This window comes from Alteriqipengyuania abyssalis, from assembly GCF_019857185.1.
Taxonomy (GTDB): Bacteria; Pseudomonadota; Alphaproteobacteria; order Sphingomonadales; family Sphingomonadaceae; genus Alteriqipengyuania; species Alteriqipengyuania abyssalis.
In genome coordinates this window covers 450755-471948 of record NZ_JAHWXP010000003.1, presented here as the reverse complement: position 1 = coordinate 471948, position 21194 = coordinate 450755, and the positions used below count along the sequence as shown (strand labels likewise).

The 21194-nt window shown below is 66.0% G+C and carries 17 protein-coding genes and 1 tRNA gene; 8 read left to right on the top strand and 10 right to left on the bottom strand.

Annotation, left to right across the window (positions count from 1 at the left end; all coding sequences use genetic code 11):
* Positions 1 to 17: 17 nt before the first annotated feature.
* Positions 18 to 1406, top strand: a complete 1389-nt coding sequence (locus KYN89_RS12020) for a cytochrome P450 (RefSeq protein ID WP_222825278.1) — start codon at positions 18 to 20, stop codon at positions 1404 to 1406.
* A gap of 156 nt (positions 1407 to 1562) precedes the next feature.
* Here the strand turns inward: KYN89_RS12020 and KYN89_RS12015 are convergent, their stop codons facing one another.
* Positions 1563 to 1769 carry a DUF1674 domain-containing protein gene (locus KYN89_RS12015; protein WP_222825277.1) on the bottom strand — a complete coding sequence of 69 codons (207 nt, stop codon included), beginning with the start codon at positions 1767 to 1769 and terminating at the stop codon, positions 1563 to 1565.
* Between KYN89_RS12015 and KYN89_RS12010 the strand changes: the two genes are divergently transcribed.
* Positions 1768 to 3012 (top strand): RsmB/NOP family class I SAM-dependent RNA methyltransferase, encoded by a 1245-nt coding sequence (locus KYN89_RS12010; protein ID WP_222825276.1) that lies wholly within the window; start codon positions 1768 to 1770, stop codon positions 3010 to 3012. The genes KYN89_RS12015 and KYN89_RS12010 overlap by 2 nt on opposite strands.
* A 190-nt stretch (positions 3013 to 3202) precedes the next feature.
* On the opposite strand, the gene KYN89_RS12005 is transcribed toward KYN89_RS12010, so the two are convergent.
* The 3 genes from KYN89_RS12005 to msrA all read right to left on the bottom strand — a co-directional run bounded on the left by KYN89_RS12005 (position 3203) and on the right by msrA (position 4936).
* Entirely contained in the window at positions 3203 to 3469 is a 267-nt protein-coding gene (locus tag KYN89_RS12005; protein WP_222825275.1) for a hypothetical protein, read from the bottom strand.
* 187 nt (positions 3470 to 3656) lie between these two features.
* Positions 3657 to 4094, bottom strand: a complete 438-nt coding sequence (locus tag KYN89_RS12000) for an FKBP-type peptidyl-prolyl cis-trans isomerase (RefSeq protein ID WP_222825274.1) — start codon at positions 4092 to 4094, stop codon at positions 3657 to 3659.
* 287 nt (positions 4095 to 4381) lie between these two features.
* On the bottom strand, positions 4382 to 4936 hold the full coding sequence (msrA, locus tag KYN89_RS11995; RefSeq protein WP_222825273.1) for a peptide-methionine (S)-S-oxide reductase MsrA: 555 nt from the start codon (positions 4934 to 4936) through the stop codon (positions 4382 to 4384).
* Positions 4937 to 5067: 131 nt separating this feature from the next.
* Between msrA and KYN89_RS11990 the strand changes: the two genes are divergently transcribed.
* The 5 genes from KYN89_RS11990 to KYN89_RS11970 all read left to right on the top strand — a co-directional run bounded on the left by KYN89_RS11990 (position 5068) and on the right by KYN89_RS11970 (position 8171).
* Positions 5068 to 5907: a class I SAM-dependent methyltransferase gene (locus KYN89_RS11990; RefSeq protein WP_222825272.1), complete on the top strand. Its 840-nt coding sequence runs from the start codon at positions 5068 to 5070 to the stop codon at positions 5905 to 5907.
* A 67-nt stretch (positions 5908 to 5974) separates the two neighbouring features.
* Complete coding sequence (locus KYN89_RS11985; RefSeq protein WP_222825271.1) at positions 5975 to 6718, top strand: SIMPL domain-containing protein; 744 nt, start codon at positions 5975 to 5977, stop codon at positions 6716 to 6718.
* A gap of 9 nt (positions 6719 to 6727) precedes the next feature.
* Entirely contained in the window at positions 6728 to 7594 is an 867-nt protein-coding gene (aguB, locus tag KYN89_RS11980; protein WP_222825270.1) for an N-carbamoylputrescine amidase, read from the top strand.
* A gap of 25 nt (positions 7595 to 7619) precedes the next feature.
* A complete protein-coding gene (folK, locus tag KYN89_RS11975) occupies positions 7620 to 8105 on the top strand; it encodes a 2-amino-4-hydroxy-6-hydroxymethyldihydropteridine diphosphokinase (protein ID WP_248285268.1) in 486 nt (161 codons plus the stop codon).
* Positions 8096 to 8171: transfer RNA gene (locus KYN89_RS11970), tRNA-Lys, on the top strand. The genes folK and KYN89_RS11970 overlap by 10 nt, the downstream gene beginning before the upstream one ends.
* Before the next feature lie 4 nt (positions 8172 to 8175).
* Here KYN89_RS11970 and KYN89_RS11965 read toward each other — a convergent pair.
* The 6 genes from KYN89_RS11965 to KYN89_RS11940 form a co-directional block, all read right to left on the bottom strand.
* Entirely contained in the window at positions 8176 to 9762 is a 1587-nt protein-coding gene (locus tag KYN89_RS11965; RefSeq protein ID WP_222825269.1) for a sodium:solute symporter family transporter, read from the bottom strand.
* A 59-nt stretch (positions 9763 to 9821) separates the two neighbouring features.
* Positions 9822 to 11873: a glycoside hydrolase family 97 protein gene (locus tag KYN89_RS11960; protein ID WP_222825268.1), complete on the bottom strand. Its 2052-nt coding sequence runs from the start codon at positions 11871 to 11873 to the stop codon at positions 9822 to 9824.
* Positions 11873 to 13510: an alpha-amylase family glycosyl hydrolase gene (locus tag KYN89_RS11955; RefSeq protein WP_222825267.1), complete on the bottom strand. Its 1638-nt coding sequence runs from the start codon at positions 13508 to 13510 to the stop codon at positions 11873 to 11875. The genes KYN89_RS11960 and KYN89_RS11955 overlap by 1 nt, the downstream gene beginning before the upstream one ends.
* Complete coding sequence (locus tag KYN89_RS11950) at positions 13510 to 15321, bottom strand: alpha-amylase family glycosyl hydrolase (protein WP_222825266.1); 1812 nt, start codon at positions 15319 to 15321, stop codon at positions 13510 to 13512. Before KYN89_RS11950 ends, KYN89_RS11955 begins: the two co-directional genes overlap by 1 nt.
* Positions 15318 to 16877 (bottom strand): tryptophan halogenase family protein, encoded by a 1560-nt coding sequence (locus tag KYN89_RS11945; RefSeq protein WP_222825265.1) that lies wholly within the window; start codon positions 16875 to 16877, stop codon positions 15318 to 15320. Before KYN89_RS11945 ends, KYN89_RS11950 begins: the two co-directional genes overlap by 4 nt.
* Before the next feature lie 101 nt (positions 16878 to 16978).
* On the bottom strand, positions 16979 to 19741 hold the full coding sequence (locus KYN89_RS11940; protein WP_222825264.1) for a TonB-dependent receptor: 2763 nt from the start codon (positions 19739 to 19741) through the stop codon (positions 16979 to 16981).
* A gap of 362 nt (positions 19742 to 20103) precedes the next feature.
* Here KYN89_RS11940 and KYN89_RS11935 point away from each other — a divergent pair, with 362 nt between their 5' ends.
* Positions 20104 to 21132, top strand: a complete 1029-nt coding sequence (locus tag KYN89_RS11935; RefSeq protein ID WP_222825263.1) for a LacI family DNA-binding transcriptional regulator — start codon at positions 20104 to 20106, stop codon at positions 21130 to 21132.
* Positions 21133 to 21194: the final 62 nt, after the last annotated feature.

Below are 21194 nucleotides of genomic sequence, written 5' to 3'. Positions count from 1 at the left end.
TAAGGAGAGGACACCCCATGGCAACGCTCGCAGCTCACCAGCCCGCAAACGTCCGTCCGCAGCACTGGAAGGACGCCAACCCGACCAAGGCCGACCTGTCGCATATTCCCGGCGAACAGGGCCTGCCGGTCGTCGGCAACACCTTGAAGATGCTGGCCGATCCGGTCGGGTTTACCAAGTCGATGGTCGAGAAATACGGCCGCGTCTATCGCAACAACGCGTTCGGCGGCACGGTCGTGGCGCTGGTCGGCGCGGACGCGAACGAGCTGGTGCTGTTCGACCGCAACAAGATCTTCTCCAGCGAACAGGGCTGGGGCCCGATTCTCGACAAGCTGTTCCCGCGCGGGCTGATGCTGATGGATTTCGACCATCACCGGGCCGACCGCAAGGCGCTGTCGATCGCCTTCAAGCCCGAGCCGATGCGCCATTACGTCGGCAGCCTCAACCGCGGGATTTCCGAGCGGATGGAGGAATGGGGCGCAGGTCCGATGCGCTTCTACCCCGCGATCAAGCAGCTGACGCTGGACCTCGCGGCGGACAGCTTCATCGGCATTCCCTTCGGCGCCGAAGCGGACAAGGTGAACCAGGCCTTCGTCGACATGGTCCAGGCCTCGGTCGCGCCGATCCGCCAGGCGCTGCCGTTCACCAAGATGAAGCGCGGCACCGATGGTCGTGCTTTTCTGGTCGAATATTTCACCAAGGAAACGCAGCGCCGCCGCGCGGAAGGCGGCGGGCAGGACATGTTCAGTCAGTTCGCCACCGCGACCCGCGATAATGGCGAATTGCTGCCGGTCGACGAGGTGGTCGATCACATGAACTTCCTGATGATGGCCGCGCACGACACGATCACCTCGTCCGCGACATCGCTGGTTTATTACCTCGCCAAGAACCCCGAGTGGCAGGACAAGCTGCGCGAGGAACTGCGCGCGATCACCGGAGGGGAAGGGCGTGCGCTGGGGTATGAGGAACTGGCGAAGGCCGAACTGACCGAGATGGCGTTCAAGGAAGCGCTGCGGATGATCCCGCCGGTCCCCTCGATCCCGCGCCGGGCGCTGGAGGCGTTCGAGTTCGGGGGGTATCACATCCCCGCGGGCACTCCCGTGGGCGTGAACCCGACCTTCGTTCACAACGACCCGGAAATCTGGGATTCGCCCGACAAGTTCGACCCCATGCGCTTCACCCGCGAGGCGGAGAAGGCGCGGCACAAATATGCGTGGGTGCCCTTCGGCGGCGGCGCACACATGTGCCTGGGGCTGCATTTCGCCTATATGCAGATCAAGATCCTGATGGCGCACATGCTGACCCGCTACCGGATCGAAGTGGCGGAAGATTATGCGCCCGACTGGCAGGCCTGGCCGATCCCGCAGCCCAAGGACGGGCTGCAGATCAGGCTGGTGCGGATCTGAACGAATCCTCTCCGTTTTCGCGAAGCACAAATGGGTAGGGGGACCGCGACACCGCAGGTGTCGGGGTGGAGGGGAGCTGATCGATTGCCCCTCCGTCAGCCGCCTGCGGCGACTGCCACCTCCCCGTTTGGCTGCGCAAAGCGGGGAGGATTATGGTCAGAAATCGATCGCGATTCCGTCCTTCACCCAGTCGCCGTAGCGCGTGGGGCTGAGGCCCTTGGGGTCCTCCACGCTGGCGTCGATGGGTTCGGGCGTGGGCGCGGGATCGTCTTTCCAGTGCGCAGGCTTCTTGAAGTCTTCGGGGCGTTCGGTAGCGCGTTTCATATGAGAGAAATGATCCTGTTCGCCCCCGGTTTCAAGCATGGCTGACTCCAGCAACGATATTCCCGGCCTGCCTGCCCGGCGCGCGGCGCTGCGCCTGCTCGACGGCGTGCTGCGCCGGGGCGAGACGCTGGAGCAGAACGAGACTGCGGCCCTGCGCGGCCTGCCCGCCTCGGACGCGGGGCTCGCCCGCGCGATCGCGGCGGAAACCCTGCGCTGGCTGGCCGATTTCGATGCGCTGATCGACAGCGCGACGCGCGAGGTTCTGCCAGAGTATGCAAAGCCGCGCACCGTGCGGCGGCTGAGGCTGGCGCAATGGCTGCGTCTTGATACGCCGCCCCACGCGGTAATCGCGACCGCGCTGCCGCTGCTTTCGGGCGGGCCCAAGCGGCTCGCGCATGGCGTGTTCGGTGCCCTGACCAAGCGCGGGGTCGCACTGCCCGCTGCCCCGACTCTGCCCGAAGCGGTGGCCGAAAGGTGGGGCGAGCGTGCGGGAGACATCGCCGCGGGCCTCGCCGAACCGCCGCCGCTCGACCTGACGCTGCGCGATCCCTCGCACACCGCCGAATGGGCGGTGAAGCTGGGCGCGGACAGCCTGATGCCGGGCCACCTGCGCCTCTCGCGCGGGCAGGCGGTGCACGGGCTCGAAGGATATGAAGAAGGTGCGTGGTGGGTCCAGGACCTCGCTGCCTCGCTCCCTGCGCGCTTGCTGGGCGACGGGCAGGGCAGGCGCGCGCTCGACCTGTGCGCCGCGCCTGGCGGCAAGACGCTGCAACTGGCGGCACAGGGCTGGCAGGTGACCGCGCTCGACATCTCGGCCAAACGATTGAAGCTGCTGGAGGAAAACCTCAAGCGTACCGGGCTTGAGGCAGAGGTGATCGCCGCCGATGCCTTCAAGTGGGAGCCGGAAGCGCCCTTCGACGCGATCCTGATCGACGCGCCGTGCACCGCCACGGGGACCGCGCGCCGCCACCCCGACGTGCTCCACCGCATCGGCCCTCGCCAGATCGAGCAGATGGCCGAGGTACAGGCGCGCCTGATTGAGCGGGCGAGCGGCTGGCTCACCCCCGGCGGCGCGCTGGTCTATGCGGTGTGCTCGCTCGAGAGCGAGGAAGGGGAGGAACAGGCGGAGAAAGTCTGGCTCCCGCGTGAGCCGATCAGTGCGGAGGAACTGCCCGCAAGCCTGTCCCCCACCGCGCACGGCACTTTGCGCACCGACCCCGGAATGCTGCCCGAACACGGCGGCCTCGACGGGTTCTTCATCGCTCGGTGGCGCAACAGTTAGCCCTTCTTCTCCCCTCCCATGGGGGAGGGGCTGGGGGTGGGGGTTCTGCGCCACCGGCTTTTGGCACACCCCCACTCAATCTCCCCCTGAAGGTGGAGGAGCATGGTGCGGCTGTCCCGATGCGCTGGTCCGCGGAAGAGAAGTCACTGCTGAGGGGTGGAAAGCGGAGGGTGGACCGCTCTCCATGCCTTCAATAAATCAAGTTTAAGGATTCGAGCAGAAACAGAACTGCCGTGAATACCATCAGCGCCAGCCCAAGTGTTCCGACAATACGGAATGCTACCGTGAACCAAAGGTATGGCTGCTTGCGGTTCCCCGGCCGGTTTCGAAAAGTTGGGTGCGGCGAGAAGAACAGGTGCGGAACGCCGGTCTTGATCTCTCGATAGAGTGTGCGTGCTGTTAGCCAAAAAAACAGCGTGGTTGCGACCAGAACTATCATCGACATGGGCGTAGACATGGGGATCTTTTAGCTGCGTTCATGCTATGCCCGCAATGGGATCGGAAGTTGCCGACCCCCAAAGAAAAACGGCCTCTGGGCTTTCGCCCGAGGCCGCTTCTCATATCCGAAATTCCGCCCGGATCGGACGGAGTTCGTCAGTCCTCAGGCCGCATCGAACTGCGGCCCGTCACAAGGCGCGCGCGAGTTACGCGGCTTCCTTGATCTCGACCAGCGTCACGCCGAAGGTCAGGTCTTCGCCTGCCAGCGGGTGGTTGCCGTCGGCCTTGACCGAGTTGTCGTGCACTTCGGTGATGACGAGCTGGATCGGCTGGCCGTCCTGGCCCTGCGCGGAAAGCTGCATGCCCGGCTGCGGTTCGGGCTCTGCGGGCAGGTTTTCGCGCGGCACGTCGATCACCAGCTCCTCGCGGCGCGGGCCGAAGGCGTTGTCGCTGTCGATCTTGACCTGCTGGACCGAGCCGACTTCCATGCCATCGAGCGCGGCTTCGATCGCGGGGAAGATTTCCTGCTTGCCGAGCGTGACGACCTGCGGGCCGCTTTCCTCGGTGTTGCCGACGACCTGGCCGGCTTCGGTCTTCACAACGAAATCGATCGCGACGGTGTCGCCGTTCTTTGCGGTAGGCATAAGCTATTTCCTCTCTGACTGAGGGTTGGGGCTGCGAGCGATTGCGCGGCCACGGGAATATTCGATGCGCACCAACGTGGGGCCAAAGCCGCGAGGTGCAACCCCGGAGGGCAAATCTGTCGTTTCGGCGCTGTCCTACAGCCGCCCGCGCATGCCATCCTCTCGCCATGCGCCAGGATACGAAAACGCCGGCCCGGGCTGCCTTTCATGGCGCCCGGACCGGCGGTGGTTTTCAAGCCCTTGGACTGTGTGTCAGGTGTGTCAGGGCATGCGTGTCGAACGAGGGATCAGGCGTCGTCCTTGACGTATTTCTGGAAGCTCTTGCGCAGCTTCATCAGCTTGGGCGGAATGGTCGCCTGGCAATAGGGATTGCGCTGGCCTTCGCCGTCCCAATAGTCCTGATGATAGCCCTCGGCCGAATACCAGGTCGCGGTCTGCTCGCCGTCGGACATGCCTTCGATCGTGGTCACTGCCATCGCGCCATTGGCGGCGTTCCAGCGACCGATCGCGGCTTCGGCTTCTTCCTGCTGCTTCGCGTCGAGCGGGAAGATCGCGCTGCGGTACTGCGTGCCCACGTCGTTGCCCTGCCGGTTGAGCTGGGTCGGATCGTGCGTGCCAAGAAACATGTCGAGCAGTTCGGCATAGCTGATCGTGTCGGCATCGTATGTCACCTTCACCGCCTCGGCATGGCCGGTGGTGCCGGTGCACACCTGCTTGTAGGTCGGGTCCGCCACGTCGCCCCCGATATAGCCGCTCTCGACGCTCTCGACGCCGATCACGTCCTTCATCACCGCCTCGGTGCACCAGAAGCATCCGCCTCCGAAAATTGCCGTTTCTGCCATTGTAGTATTCTCCTTTGCAGGGGAGGTAGGAAGCCTGCGCGCGATTGCCATGCTCGCGCGGCGGCTCTGCTTGCCTTGGCTCCTCGTGGCCCTAGAATACGGGCCACACATAACCCCGGGGAGAATATCTGATGCGCCGTTTCACCAGCCTGCTCGCACTTGCCGCGTTCGCCGTCGCCACGCCTGCGCTCGCCGATCATCATGGCGAAGCGATGATGGGCGAAAGCCATGCCCACCATCCCGCGCTCAAAGCGGCAGTCGCCTCCGATGTGCGGGGCGAGGATTCGCAGCGCGACCAGTGGCGCCACCCGTTCGAAACGCTCGACTTCTTCGGGGTGAAGCCGGGGATGACCGTGGTCGACTACATGCCCGCAGGCGGCTGGTACACGCGCATTCTGGTGCCCTATCTGGGCAGCGAGGGGCGCTATGTCGGCCTCACCCCCGATCCCGCCGCGGCGGATGCGGAGCGTTTCGGCGAGTATTTCGGCGGCCTGCCGGGCAAGTTCGAGGAAACCTATGGCGGCTGGAACCTCAGCGGCGCGCCGGTCAGCATCTACGCCTCGCAGGACATGCCCGAAGCGATGAAGGGCCAGGTCGATCGCGCGCTCATCTTCCGCGAGATGCACAACCTGCTGCGCTCGGGCGTGCTATATACCGAGCTGACCCGCATTCGTTCGATGCTGAAGGACGACGGGATGCTCGGCATCGTGCAGCACCGCGCGAAGGCGGATGCGCCGGGCGACTACACCAATGGCTCCAAGGGCTACCTGCGGCAGGACGACGTGATCGCGCTGGTCGAGGCGCACGGGTTCGAACTGGTGGGGATGAGCGACATTAACGCCAATCCGGCCGACCCGGCCAACTGGGAAGGCGGCGTGTGGACCCTCCCGCCGAGCAATAGCGGCGATGTCGCCGGGGCAGCGGAGACGGGCGAAAGCGACCGGATGACGCTGCTGTTCAGGAAGCGCTGAGCCCTGTCAGACGCGGTTCAGGCGGGCGGCGGCAGGTGTTGAGACATGGTCTCATTGAGGATTTGCCATGGATTTGAAGCACCTGCCCCTGCTTGCCTCGCCGCTCGCGCTCGCCGCGTGCCAGCAACCGGCCTATGACCCGCGCGGGGTCGATCATGACGAAACGCTGCTGTCGGTGAGTGCGACGGGCGAATCCGAAGTCCGGCCCGACGAGGCGTTCTTCCAGGTCGGGGTCGAGAATTTCGGGCGCACCGGCAAGGCGGCGAGCGATGCCAACGCGGAGGACATCGCCAAGGTGGTCGCCGCGCTGAAGGAGGCGGGCGTTCCGGCGGAGGACATCCAGACGCGCACCGTCGGCATCCAGCGGATCCAGTACGGCGACCGCAAGGGACAGTACCAGGCGAACAACATCGTCGCGGTGACCGTGCGCCAGATCGACAAGGCAGGCGACGCGGTGACCGCGGCGACCGAAGCGGGCGCCAACGTGTTCTCCGGCCCGGACCTGCGCATCTCCGACAGCGAGAGGGCGGCCAACACCGCCTATGGCGAGGCGTTCAAGGCCGCCAAGGCACGCGCGCAGGCCTATGCCGATGCCGCCGACATGAAGATCTCCCGGGTGCTCACCATCCGCGACAGCGGCGGGGCGCAGGGCAACCGCTACATTCCCGGGGCGCCGCCTCCGCCTCCTCCCGTTGCCCCGATGGTCCGCACGCAGGCCATGCCCGAGGAACAGGCGGGCGGGGTGATCCAGCCCGGCCAGACGACCAGCCGCGTTTCCGTGCAGGTGGACTTCGCGCTGGTGCCAAAGTAACCGGCGGCGATGCGAGAAATCACCGTAGCCGCGCTCCAGCTGGAGCTTGGAGCCCAGGACGAGCAACAGAATATCGAGGCGGTCTCCTCGCTGGTCGAGGAAGCGGCGTCTCGCGGCGCGCAGGTGATCCTGCCGCCCGAGCTGTTCGATGGCCCGTACTTCTGCAAGCACGAGGACGAGGCCCTGTTCGCCCGCGCCGCCCCGACCGCCGAGCATCCCAACGTGCGCGCGATGGCTAAGCTGGCGAAGAAGCTGGGCGTGGCGATCCCGACGAGCTTCTTCGAGAAGGACGGCCCGCACCATTACAACACTCTCGCGATGATCGACGCGCAAGGCGAAATCATGGGCGTCTATCGCAAGAGCCATATCCCCGATGGGCCGGGCTACGAAGAGAAGTACTACTTCCGCCCCGGCAATACCGGGTTCAAGGTGTGGGACGTTCCCCTGAAAGATGGAGGCTCAACGAAGATCGGCGTCGGCGTATGCTGGGACCAGTGGTATCCCGAAACCGCGCGCGCGATGGCGCTGATGGGGGCCGAACTGCTGTTCTACCCCACCGCGATCGGTTCCGAGCCCTACGACGCCAGCTTCGATACCAGCCGCATGTGGCAGCGCGCGATGCAGGGGCACTCGGTGTCGAACTGCATGCCGGTGATCGCCGCCAACCGGATCGGCACCGAGGACGGCCAGACCTTCTACGGCCACTCCTTCATCACCAACGAATGGGGCGACAAGCTGGTCGAATTCGGGCGCGAGGAAGACGGCGTGCTGGTCGCCACGCTCGACCTCGATACCGCGGCCAAGCACCGCGCGGGGATGGGCTTCTTCCGCGACCGTCGGCCCGAGCTGTACGGTCGCCTGGCCGAGGACGTCTAAGCTGAGCGAGACCTATCTGATCGCGCTGGGCAGCAACCGGCGCCATGGCGAGCATGGCCGCCCGCATGAGGTCGTGCGTGCGGCAATGGAGGAGCTGAGCGCGCTCGGCACGGTAACCCGGCGCAGCCCGGTGATCGCCAGCGCAGCTATAGGCCCCGCGCGGCGGCGCTTCGCCAATGCGGTGGCCGCGCTGGAGAGCGATCTCACCCCGCCGGAACTGCTGGGCGAGCTCAAGCGGCTCGAACGCGGGTTTGGCAGACGGCGCGGGCAGGCCTGGGGCGACCGCGTGCTCGATTGCGATATCGTCCTGTGGTCGGGCGGGGCGTGGCTTGGCGATGACCTGACCATCCCGCACCCGGCCTTTGCGCGACGCAGCTTCGTACTCGGCCCGGCATGCGCGATTGCGCCCGGCTGGCACGATCCTGTCACCGGGCTTTCTTTGCGACAGCTTCACGCCCGCTTGACCCGCCCGCGCGCCCTGCCTAGTGAGCGCACCCGGTCGGACCCTTAGCTCAGTTGGTAGAGCAAGATACTTTTAATATCGAGGTCGCTGGTTCGAGCCCAGCAGGGTCCACCAACCCTCACCAAAGCCAGACGTACAGGCCCGCGAGGATCGCGATCACTGCCACGCTGAGGGTGTTGAACAGCGGGCTGGTGGCGAAGGCGATGTCGCCCATCCGCACCGTCCGCTCCTCCTCGGGACGACCCGTGACGCGCGAAACGACCGCGGCGGCGACCAGCGCGATCACGAACACGATCCAGATGCGGATGATGAAGGGCACGTCTGGTGCGGCGAACTTCAGCACCACATTGACGCCGAGCGACCCGATCAGCGCGGTGTAGGCCCCCGCCGCATTGCTCCGCCGGTCGAAGAAGCCGAGCAGGAACACGACCACCACGCCGGGCGCGATGAAGCCGGTATATTCCTGCACCGTCTGAAACCCGCTGGCAAAGCCGCCGATGAAGGGGCGGGCGAGCACCAGCGCGATGCCCATCGCGGCAAAGGCGGCGATGCGGCCCACGGTGACGTAATGTGTCTCGGCCCGGTCGGGTCTCCATGCGCGGTAGAGGTCCATCGTGAAGATGGTCGAGATGGAGTTCATCATCGAGGCAAGGCTGGAGACCACCGCCGCGATCAGCGCGGCGAACACCAGGCCGCGCAGGCCTGCGGGTGCGAAGGCCATCAGCTCTCCATAGGTGCGGTCGCTCTGCGCCGCGATCGCCGCCCCGTCGATCGTGCCCTGCTGCGCCAGCATCACCGCCGCGATGCCGGGAATGACCACGATGAACGGCGTCAGCAGCTTGAGGAAGGCGGCAAAGGCGAGGCCTTTCTGCGCTTCGCCCAGGCTCTCCGCGCCCAGTGCGCGCTGGATGATGTACTGGTTGAAGCCCCAATAGCTGAAGTGGAGCACCCACAGCCCGCCCAGCAGCGTCCAGATCCCCGGCAGGTCGCCATAGGCGGGGTTGTCGCGGGCGAGGATCATCTCGAAATGCCCCGGCATCTCGCGCATCAGCAGCGCCAGGCCTGCCATCGCACCATCCGCGCCATCGAGCGCGTCGAGCGCGATCCAGGTGATGGCGAGCCCGCCGATAATCAGGATCACCACCTGGATGATGTCGGTCAGCGCCACCGCCTTCAGCCCGCCGTAGAGCGAATAGAGCGCGGCGAAGCCCGCCAGCGCGGCCATCGCGCCGAACACGCTCCAGTCGGTTAGCGAAGAGATCGCGAGCCCGCCCAGCCACAGCACGGTGGTCAGGTTGACCGCCGTGTACAGCGCGACCCAGAACAGGCTCATCAGCGTCTTGACCCCCTCGCCATAGCGCTGCGCGAGGAACTGAGGCATCGTGTAGATGCGGCGCTTGAGGAAGATCGGCAGGAAGAACTTGGCGACGATGATCAGGACCAGCGCGGCCTGCCATTCGTAGGCTGCGATCGCGATCCCCACCGCATAGCCCTGGCCCGACTGGCCGATGATCTGTTCGGCGGAGATGTTCGACGCGATCAGCGATGCGCCGATCGCCCACCACGGCAGCGCGCGCCCGGCGAGGAAGTAATCCTCGGTATTCTTGTTGCGCCCCTTGGGCTCGCGCGACACTGCCAGCGCGATGCCCAGCAGGGCGAGCGCGTAGCCTGCGATGATAATCAGGTCGATCGTCTCGAGCGCCATCGGCTCATTCCCCCAGCGGATTGCAGCTGCAGATATTCGGCGCACGGCCAAGCCCCGTATTATCCGGCAGGCTTGAGCTGCATCGCAAGCCCGCCACCGGGCGCGAGGCGTACGGTGTAGCTGTCGCCGCGCCGGATCGTCAGCGTGTCGTAGGCGATGTCGTGCCGCGCCTCGGTCTCGTAGGTCGCGGTGGGGCCGTCCTTCCACACGCGTGCGATGTAGGCCTGACCATCGTCGAGGAAGTCGAACCTCAACTCAACCGTCCGTTCGGTCGCATCGTTGACGCCGCCGACATACCAGTCCTCGCTATGGCGGTCCTTGCGCGCGAAGATCGCGTAGTCGGCCACTTCGCCCGCGATCAGGTGGCTCTCCGCCCAGTCGGCGGGGACCATCCGGATGAACTCCAGCTCTTTCGGATGCGCCTCGAGGCTCTCGACGAAATCCGCCGCCATCTGGATCGGCGAATAGATCGCGAGATAGAGGCCGAGCTGCTTTGCGAGCGTGGAGGCGATCGGATCGCCATTATTGCCGACCAGCCCGAGCACGCCGGGCGTGTAGTCCATCGGGCCGGACAGCATCCGGGTATAGACCAGCGTCGGGTCGTGCTCGGTCCCGTTGGCGAATGCGCCCCAGGCGTTGTATTCCTGCCCCCGCGCGCCCTCACGGCTGACCCAGTTGGGATAGGTCCGGCGCAGGCCGGTATCCTTGACCGGTTCGTGCGGGTTGATCGCGATGCCGCGCCTGGCCGCTTCGGTGACGACCTTCAGATGGTGCTGCACCTGCCGCTGGCCGTCGTGCCACTCGAACACCTCGTCCCCGCAAGGCGCGGCGATATCGGCGTTGCAGCTGATGATCCCGCCCGCATCGGCGACGTAGCCGGTCTTGACCACGTCCACCCCATGCGCGGCATAGAGGTCGAGCGCGTCTGCCAGCTGGCGTTCGTAGACCTCGATATTGCCGCCGGTTTCGTGGTGGCCGATCAGGTGGACGCCCTTCGATGCGGCGTAGGCGGTGACTTCGTCGAAGTCGAAATCGGGATAGGCCCGGGTGAAGCTGTAATCGCGGCCATTGCCGAACCACTGGCCGTCCCAGCCTATGTTCCAGCCTTCGACCAGCACGCCGCGAAAGCCGTTGGCGGCGGCGAAATCGATATATTGCTTGGCCCGCTCGGTCGTCGCGCCGTGCTTGGGCCCCTGCGCCCAGGTCCAGTCGCCGCGGATCATACCCCACCAGATGCCGATATATTTCGCAGGCTCGAAATAGCTGACATCGCCGAGTTTATTGGGCTCGTTGAGATTGAGTTCGAGGTTGCTCTCGACCAGCCCGGCAGGCCCGTCGGCGATGCGGATCGTGCGCCATGGCGTGGTGAAGGCGCCTTCGCGCACCACCGTGGCCCCGCGGCTCGACGGGGCGAGCACGGCGCGAAAGCGGGTGCCATCGACCCGCCGCATCCACATCCCCGCATAGTCAACCAGCGCCGCCTCGTGGAAGGCGAGGTGCGTGCCGTCGGCCAGCCGCACGGTCATGGGTGTGTGTGCGGTCGAAACCTCGGCCAGCGGGGTTTCGTTGTAGAGATATTCGTAGCGGTTCCAGTCGCCGCCAGGAATCCACCACGCGGTGCCGCCTGCTGCTGCTTCGGGCGCGATCACGAACTCGGTCAGCTCGTCGGCAATCCGCGTGACCGGCGTCGCGTCGCTGCCGGGGAATTCGTAGCGGAAGCCGATCCCGTCGTCGAACACGCGCATCCGCACGGTCAGCGCGCGCTTCGAGGTATCGCGGGTTTCGCGGAAGGTGACCGCCAGCTCGTTGTAATGGTCGCGCACGAAGCGCCGCTCGCCCCACGGCTGCTCCCACATATCGTCATGGCTCGTGCGCGTCTCGCTCTCGATCGCGAAGTTGCGGCGCATGGTCTCGGCATCGGTGAAGGTGAAGCCGAGCACGCTGTCGGCAATCAGCGGCTCGCCGTCGCGGTCCACGCGGTAGAACGCCTTGCCTTCGTTATCGACGTCCAGCTGCACCACGATCCGCCCGTCGGGGGAGGATACCTCGGCGGCGGAGAGCGGCGCGGCGAGAGCGACGAGCGAGAACAGGGCAACCAGCAGGGCACGCATTACGCGGTCTCCAGAATAAGCGCGGCGAAGGGGGGCAGGGCGCTGGTGGTGGCGCCGTTGGTGGCGAGCAGTTCGCGACCTTTCACGGAGATGGCGTGCTCGCTTGCGCCCAGATTGAAAACGCACAGCACGCTGTGCCCTTCGGCCTCTCGGGTCAGCCACAGCAGGTCGCCATCGGCGCGGCACTGCGCGACGCGCCCCTGCCGCAGCGCGGGGGTTTCGTTGCGCAGCGCGAGCATCCGGCGGGTGAAGCCGAGCAGCGCCTCGGGATCGTTCGCCTGGACATCGACCGCGCGGGTCCGGTTCGCCTCACCGACCGGCAGCCACGGCGATCCGGCGGAAAACCCGCCCCTTGGATCATGCGCGACCCACGGAATCGGGGTCCGCACCCCGTCGCGCGAGAGGGTCAGCGGCCAGTTGGCGATCGCTTCGGGATCGTGCAGCTGTTCGAACGGGATATCGTCCTGTTCCAGACCCAGCTCCTCGCCCTGATAGATGATGATGTTGCCGCGCAGCGAGGCGAGCAGCGCCATCTTCATCCGTGCAAAGGCGGCGATGTCTTCGGGCGAGCAACCGGCCGGGCACCAGCGCGAGACCGCGCGCGGGGCGTCGTGGTTCTCGAACGCCCAGCTGGGCCAGCCGGTGCCCGGATCGTCGGGCCATTCGGCCAGTGCGGCGCAGACCAGCCCGGGGGTCAGCCGGTCGGCATAGAGGAAATTGAAGCCATAGGCGGAATTGAGATGCGCCTCGCCCTGCGTGAAGGCCTTCATCTCCGCCTCCGCCTCGTCCCCGCCGACCTCGGCGACGGTGAAGATTGCCCCCGAATCGTCGGTGTACTCGTCGGTCAGTGCCCGGATCCGCTCGATGAAATGCGGGATGTCGGGGTGCGACATGTTGTATTTCTTGAGCTGGAAATCGAACGGGCGCGTGCGCGGCCTGTCGGTTGCGGGGGCGGGCGGATTGTCGCGCAATTGCGGGTCGTGCATCGCGAAATTGAGCGCATCGATGCGGAAGCCGTCGACCCCGCGATCCAGCCAGAAGCGCATTACGCCCAGCAAAGCGTCCTGCACGTGCGCGTTGTGCACGTTGAGCTGCGGCTGGCTGCTGAGGAAGTTGTGCAGGTAATACTGCCCGCGCCGCGCATCCCAGGTCCATGCCGGGCCGCCGAACACGGACTGCCAGTTGGACGGGGGCGATCCGTCGGGCTTGGCATCGGCCCACACGTACCAGTCGGCCTTCGCATTGGTCCGGTCCGAACGGCTCTGCGCGAACCATTCATGCTCGTCCGAGGTATGTGAATAGACCTGATCGATCAGCAGCTTGAGGCCCAGCTCGTGCGCGCGGGCGACCAGCGCGTCGAAATCGGCGAGCGTGCCGAAGATCGGATCGACATCGCAGTAATCGGACACGTCGTAACCGAAATCCTTCATCGGGCTGGCGAAGAAGGGGCTGACCCAGATCGCATCGACGCCCAGATCGGCGACATGCTCCAGCCGCGAGGTGATGCCCGGCAGATCGCCGATGCCGTCGCCGTTGGAATCCATGAAGCTGCGCGGATAGATCTGGTAGATCGTCGCGCCGCGCCACCATTGCCCGTCTTTCGCAGCAGCGGGGGAGGGTTGCATCGCGCTCGCCATCAGTTGCGCTCCAGCTCGCACACGGCCCAGCCGAAGGGGGGAAGGGTGAACCGCGCGCTGCCCGGCGCGGTCGGTTGGGCGGGGCAGGTGCCGTCGAGGGTTTTCAGCGTGGTTTCCTTCATGTCGATTTCCACGTTCCGCGTGATTGCTTGCCCACTGGTGTTGAACACCAGCAGGACCGTCTGGCCGCCTTCGGGGTCGCGGCGGATGAGTGAGAGCAGGCCCGGCTCGCGGTCGAACGTGCCGATCTGGGTGCGCCCGCGGCGCAGCGCAGGGGTGCCCGTGCGCAACGCGGAAAGCCGCGCGATCGTGCGGTAAAGCGGGTGGTCGGCGGCGTAATTCTCGTCCGCCGTAGTCGCTTGCGTGCCGAGGAGATCGTTGTCGTTGTAGTCGGCCACCCGGCTGGCGAACATGTCCTCGCGCGCCTGCTGGTCGTTGCCGTCGGAGATGAAGCCCTGCTCGTCGCCGTAATAGACGGTCGGGATGCCGCGCAGGGTCAGCAGCATCGCATGGCCCTGCATCGTGCGCGCAAGCAGTTCCGACTGGCCGGCATCCGGATTGCCCGCTTTCACGAACATAGAAAAGCGGCCCATGTCGTGATTGCCGAGGAAGGTCGGCAGGCGCAGCGCGGCTTCCTCGCCACCTGCATAGAGCACATCGCCTTCGAGCATCTGCACCAGCACTTCGGGCGAGGCATTGTCGGCCACCACATCGCGCACTGCGGACTGGAAGGTGAAGTCGAGCACGGCGGGTAGGGCGTCGCGGTGGGTATAGGCCGCCAGCGGGCCGGGGCGCGCACCGTCGACATAGACCTCTCCAAAGATCAGGAAATCCGCGATCCCTTTCGCCTCGGCGCGCGCCTGCATCGCGGGCACGAAGGCCTGCCAGAACTCGGGGTTCACATGCTTGACCGTGTCGATCCGGAAGCCGTCGATCCCGAAGCGGTCAATCCAGCTGCCGAAGATATCGATCATCCCGGCAAGCACGCGCGGATGCTCGGTCGCCAGATCGTCGAGCCCCGCGAAATCGCCATAGACCGCGCTTTCGCCCCACCACTCGCTGTTGCCGCGATTATGGTAGTAGATCGGATCGTTGAGCCATGCGGGCACTTTGATGTCCCGCTCCGCCTCGGGCACCACGGGGGTGTAGGCGAAGCGCGGATCGGTCAGCTTCGCCCAGTTCTTTGCGCCGGGATCATCGTCGCCCGCGAAGCCCGGGTTGATCCGCTCACCCTCGGGCCCGCCAAGGGTGGAAAAAGGATAGTCCGCCTTGCTGCGATAGGCATAGTCGCCGCCCGCATACCGGATGACGTCGGCGGTATGGTTGGTGATGATGTCCATATAGACCTTCATCCCGCGCGCGTGCGCCGCCTCGACGAAGGCCTTGAACTCGGCATTGGTGCCCAGATGCGGGTCGACCGAGGTGAAGTCGGTCACCCAGTAGCCGTGGTAGCCCGCGCTCTCGTCACCCGCCGGGCCCTGCACCGGCTTGTTCTTGAAGATCGGCGCGAACCAGATCGCGGTAACGCCGAGGCCCTGAATATAGTCGAGCTTCTCGGTCAGGCCCTTCAGATCGCCGCCGTGGTAGAAGCCGCGATGGGTGGGGTCGTAGCCGCTTTGGAGCCGGTCCGCCGGATAGCCGCCGGTATCGTTGGCCGTGTCGCCATTGGCGAAGCGGTCGGGCAGGACGAAATAGATCACCTCGTCCTGAGACAGGCGATCGCCCGTTTCGGCGGCTGGCTCCTGCGCCAGCGCGGGGGTGGCAAAGCCGAGCAGGCTGGCTGCGGCGAGCAGGGTGACGGCGCGCTTCATCGGGCGGTCTCCGAAACCGGGGTGGGGGATGGATTGGTAGCGCGGGGCATGCAGTAGGCGCGCAGAAACTCGACATGCGACGGCATGGCATCGACCAATCGGCCGATCCCCGCCTCGATCTCGCCCAGCATCCGCTCCAGCGCAGCCGGATCGGTCGATGCGGCCAGCGGGTGGAGCGATTGCGGCGTCACCTCCTGCCCGATCAGCACCTGCGCCCAGCCGGGGATGGTGAACAGCTCCTCGTGCTCGCGATGGATGAAGCCGCTGGCTTTGAACTGCTCGATCTTCGCGGTCAGTGTGTCGGGCAGGGCCATTTCCCGGCGACGATCCCAGAAAGCTTCGCCGACGCGCCCGTTCGCCCAGTAATGCAGGATCAGGAAGTCGCGGATGCGGATCCATTCGAACTCCGCCTGCCGGTTGAACTCCGCGCGCATTGCGGGCGCGGGCTGCCTGCCCGGCAGCATGTTCAGGAACCGCGCGATCGAGGACTGGATCAGGTGGATGCTGGTCGATTCCAGCGGCTCCATGAACCCGGCGGCCAGCCCCAGCGCGAGGCAGTTGTGCGACCATTGCTGGGTGCGCATCCCGGTGGTGAAGCGCAGGCGGTTGGGCGTGGCCTGAGGCGCGCCGTCGAGATTGGCGAGCAGCTGCGCCTCGGCCTCGTCATCGGAGAGATAGTCGCTGCAATAGACCAGCCCGTTGCCGATCCGGTGCTGCAACGGAATGCGCCATTGCCAGCCGGCGGAGTGCGCGGTGGAGCGGGTGTAGGGGGTGAACTCGCCTTTCGTGGCGCACGGCACCGCGACCGCGCGGTCGCACGGCAGCCAGTGGCTCCAGTCCTCGAACGGTGTCGCCAGCTCCTGCCCCAGCAGCAGGCTGCGAAAGCCGCTGCAATCGATGAAGAAATCGCCTGCGATCCGGCGCCCTTCTTCCAGCGCAACCGCCGCGATGTCACCGCTTGCGCCATCGCGCTCGACCGAGGCGACCTTGCCTTCGATTCGCGCCGCGCCGCGCGCTTCGGCCAGGCGACGCAGGTAGGCGGCGTAGAGGCTGGCGTCGAAGTGGTACGCCCACGGCATGTCGGGCGCGCTGTGCCCCGCGTCGCCGCGCCACATCTGCATCTTGAGCGCGCGCGCCGCGCGCTCATTGAGCGAGTAGGTGGCGAGGTCTTTTGCCTCGCCCAGTTCGCGGCCGCGCAGCCACAGCTGGTGGAAGGGGAGCAGGCCCGCGCCCGCGCCGATCTCGCCGAAGGCATGCATGTAGCTGGCACCAGCGTGCGACCAGCCGGCGAATTCGATGCCCAGCTTGAAGGTGGCTTTGGTCTCGCGCAGGAATTCCGCTTCGTCGATCCCCAGCGCCTGGTTGAACAGGCGGATCTGCGGGATCGTTGCCTCGCCCACGCCGACCGTGCCGATCGCCTCGGACTCGACCAGCGTGACCGCGCATGGCGTCAGCCGCGCGAGCGCCGCCGCCGCCATCCACCCGGCAGTGCCGCCACCGACAATGACGATGGCGGGCGGTTCGGTTTCGCTGGAACTGGTCCGGTTCACGCTCACCTCCCATCCTCACCCGCGCGCAGGGCGCATGGCAAGGATTAGGGTCCGAGGCAGACGGCGCGGCTTGGGAGGAATGCGCCGCCTGCTCCGGACCTTGGCTATCAGAACTTGAAGGTCGCGCCGACGAGGAAGCGGCGGCCATATTCCTGATAGTCGATCACCGCGCGCGGTTCGGGCACGTTGAACTGCGACACGAACGGCGCGTTGGTGAGGTTCTGCCCCTGGAGATAGACCGAGAGGCCCTCCAGCGCGCTGCCCGGCTGGAATTCATAGCCGATTTGCGCATCGACGATCGTCTCGCCTCGCGCCAGACGCCGCGTCGGCGAACCGCCGAAGCCGCTGAATTCGCCGATGAACTCGGAGCGATAGCGGACGCTGCCCCGGGCGCTGAAGCCGTTGAGGTCGTAGTAGAGCGTGCCGTTGGCGACCCATTCCGAATAGCCGGAAATCGGTGCGACATCTCCGTTGAAGTCTTCCACTTCCGACTTGGTGTAGCCCACGCCGCCGGTTGCGCCGAAGCCTTCGAGGCCGGAGAAGAAGGCGTCGAACGGTACCGTCGCCGACAGCTCGACCCCGTAGAAGTTACCGCCGCCGGTGTTCACCTGCGTATCGAGGAAACCGATCGTGGTCGCCGGGGTCTGACCCGCCGGGGTCGGAAGTCCGGAATAATCGAAGGTATAGCGCCCGTTGGCGATCCAGTTGACGATATCCTTGTAGAAGGCCTGCACCGCGACGACGCCCGCGCCGTTTGCGAAGTACTTCTCGATATTGAAGTCGACCGCGTTGGCCCGGTACGGGCGCAGCAGCGGGTTGCCGCCGCCGCCGCTGATGAACGGCGCGACACCGGTCGGGCTTTCACCCGCGTTGGTGTTGATCCCGTAGCTGATCGCCACGCGCAGATCGTCGAGACGCGGGCGCTGGATCTGGCGGCTGGCGGCAAGGCGGAAGACCCACCCGCTATCGAGCCGCAGCGACAGGTTGGCGCTGGGCAGCACGTCCCAGTAATCCGCGCCCAGCGACACGTCGACCGGCTGGCCACCGGCGAACGCAAGCCCGGTCGAGTTCTGGTCGGTATTGATCGCCTGCACGCCGAAATTGCCGGTCAGCACGCCGATGCCCAGTTCCTGCTCGATATCCGCCTGCAGGTAGATGGTCATCAGGTCTTCGGTGATGCCGTAGGCCTTGGCCGGAACATCGTTGGAGGTATTGCGATCGAGGATCAGCGTGCCATCCGCGATCAGGTCGCGGACATCGTAGCTGACGATCGGGCCAAGGCCGAGATAGTCGAGGTCGGTCGGCCGCAGCAGCGCGCCGGTCGGGATTGCCACCTCGGTTGCGCCGCCCGGCGGCGAGACGAAGAACTCGTCCGGCGTCAGGCTCTTGGAACGGTCGGTATAGGCCATCCCGAAATGCATGGCGGAGAGGAAGCCGCCCAGTTCCTTCGACACGCCCACGCGATACTGGAAAAGCTCGTCGGCAATGATGCGGTTGTTCCAGTAGCCCGCCTGGACGCGCGCGCCGCCCCAGCCGAGGGGGTCGGTCAGCCGGATCAGGCTCGGGTCGCTGTAGTCGAGCGTGTGGGTGAAGGATGTGCCATTGGTGTCGGAGGTGAAGCCGATCGTATCGGCCGCGCCGTTGCCCCCGCCATAGCCGGTGCCCGAATAGCTTTCGATGCTCAGCTCGTTACGGTCGGTGCGCGAATAGCCGAAATCGAAGAACGCGCTCCACCCGTCATCGCCATCGTAATCGAGGTTGAGGCCGCCCGAATAGAGGTCCGCCTGGCGCTGGAAAACGTCGTTGCGCACGACGCCGCGCACATCGGTGAAGGTGCCGGATTCGGCGAAACCGCCGAACGGACCGTCGACCACGCTGCTTGTGGTGTAGGGGTTGCTGAAGCCCAGCGGCAGTTCGATCCCGCGCTTGGACTGGTCGTCGTCGAAACTGGAATAGAAGCCGTCGACGGTGACCATGAAGTTGGGCGACGCCTGATATTGCAGCGTGCCGTTGACCCCGAAGCGCTTGAGCCGGGTCGAGGTGACGAAGCTCTTGTTGCCGCCGATGATGTACGGATTGCCGGGCGTGCCATCGCCAGCATAGCCCCAGGCGTTGAATTCCTGCAGCTGATAGGGCTCGTCGGTATAGGCCGCCGCCAGCGCGACGCCGATCGTGTCGTCGGCGAACTGGTCGACGAAGGTCGCGTTGACGCGATAGCCGTAATCGCGCGAGCCCGCGTTGAGCGCGCCGATATCCGCATAGGAACCCTTGGCCCCGATCGCGAAGATCGGCTCGTCCACTTCGAGCGGGCGGATCGTGCGGACGTCGATCGTGCCGACCAGGCCCTGGCCGACGAGGCTGGCCGAGGGCGTCTTGTAGACATTGACTTGGGCGACGACTTCGGAGGGATACTGGTCGAATTCGACCGCGCGGCTATCGCCGGTGGAGGTCTGCTCGCGCCCGTTCAGCAGCGTCTGGGAGAAGTCCGGGCCGAGGCCGCGAATGGCGATCACGTTGGCGCGGCCATTGAGCCGCTGCGAGGTGATGCCGGGCAGGCGGGCGATCGATTCCCCGATCGAATCATCGGGCAGCTTGCCGATATCCTCGGCAGTGACCGATTCCAGGATCAGGTCGCTGTTGCGCTTCTCGTTGACCGCGCTTTCCAGAGCGGCGCGAAAGCCGCTGACCACGATGACGTTCTCGTCGGTATCGTCGTCGGCGACCGGCTGACCGTCTTCTTCCGTGTCGGGGACGGGCGGCTGGGTGGTCTGCGCGGCGGCGATGCCCGGCACGGCGGCGCCGGCCAGGATCAGGGCGATGGCACAGGTGCGCAGGCTGGTGCCGCTGCGAAGCGAATTGCGGTAGGACATGACTGTTCTCTCTCTCCCGTGTGCGGCGCTGCCATTCCCAGCGTCGCCAGATGCACGTGGCCCGGTCTCGATCGGCCGGTCCTTGGCGCGTCTGCGGCGGTCATAATGCAGCACCGGGGGCGTGCCGGAAGATCGCATACGTATACGCGTGCGATGCGCCGCGACCGGCCCGACAGGACTGTGGCACAAATGTCGATGCCCCGCTTGCGTGCAGGCCGGGCGGCCATCATAGGCGCAATCACGCCATTTTCGCGGCTGCGAGGGGCTTCGCCTAGGAGGCGGCAATTGCCTTGCAGGGCGACCTGACGTAATCCGATGAATACGTAAGCATGAGAGGCGCACGACGCCTTTCGGGAGAGAGAATGGGCCGCACCCCGTCAGGCAGGCCGACCAGCTTCGATATAGCCTACCGGGCCGGAGTCTCGCAGCCCACGGTCAGCCGTGCGCTGCGCGGCGACAAGTCGGTCAGCCAGGCGACCCGCGAGAAGATCGAGCGGATCGCGCGCGAGCTGAACTATGCGGTCGACCGCAATGCCTCCTCGCTCAGAACCCAGCGGACCAACACCATCGCGCTGCTGTTCTTCGAGGATCCCACGCCCGACGAGAGCATGATCAACCCGTTCTTCCTCTCGATGCTCGGTTCGATCACCCGCGCCTGCGGTAACCGCGGGCTCGACCTGCTGATCTCGTTCCAGCGGATGGAGGATGACTGGCACGTCAAGTATCAGGACAGCAAGCGGGCGGACGGGCTGATCCTGCTCGGCTATGGCGACTACACGCTCTACGCGGAAAGGCTGGACCAGCTGGTCAAGGCGGGGACGCATTTCGCCCGCTGGGGTTCGGTCAGCAGCGACAGCAGCGGCGCCACTGTCGGTTCGGACAATATCGACGCGGGGCGGCTGGTCGGCGAACACTTTATCGAGCGCGGACGCAGGAAGGTCGCGTTTCTGGGCCATGCGGACGAGCACTATCCCGAATTCGCGCACCGCTATCTCGGCCTGTCCGAGGCGTTGAGGGAGCAGGGGATCGAGCCCGATCCGGCGCTGCAGTTCGACGCGGTGACATCGGACGAGGCGGGCTATGCCGCCGCGCGCCGCCTGATCGAGAGCGGTGCCGCGTTCGACGCGGTGTTCGCGGCGAGCGACGTGATCGCGATCGGCGCGATGCGCGCGCTGGATGAGGCGGGGCTCTCTGTTCCGGGCGATGTCGCCGTGGTCGGGTTCGACAATATCCCCGCCGCCAGCATGACCCACCCGCCGCTCTCCACCATCATGCAGGACACGCAGGGTGCGGGCGAGCTGCTGGTGGAAACGCTGCTGGCGCATATCGAAGGCTCCGACCCGCCGCCCACCCGCCTGCCCACCCGGTTGATCGTGCGCGCAAGCTCCTGAGCGCATTCGTATGTTGCTTGTCCGGCCTCCCGGATTGGTGAAAGCCTTGCCCCATCATCGAT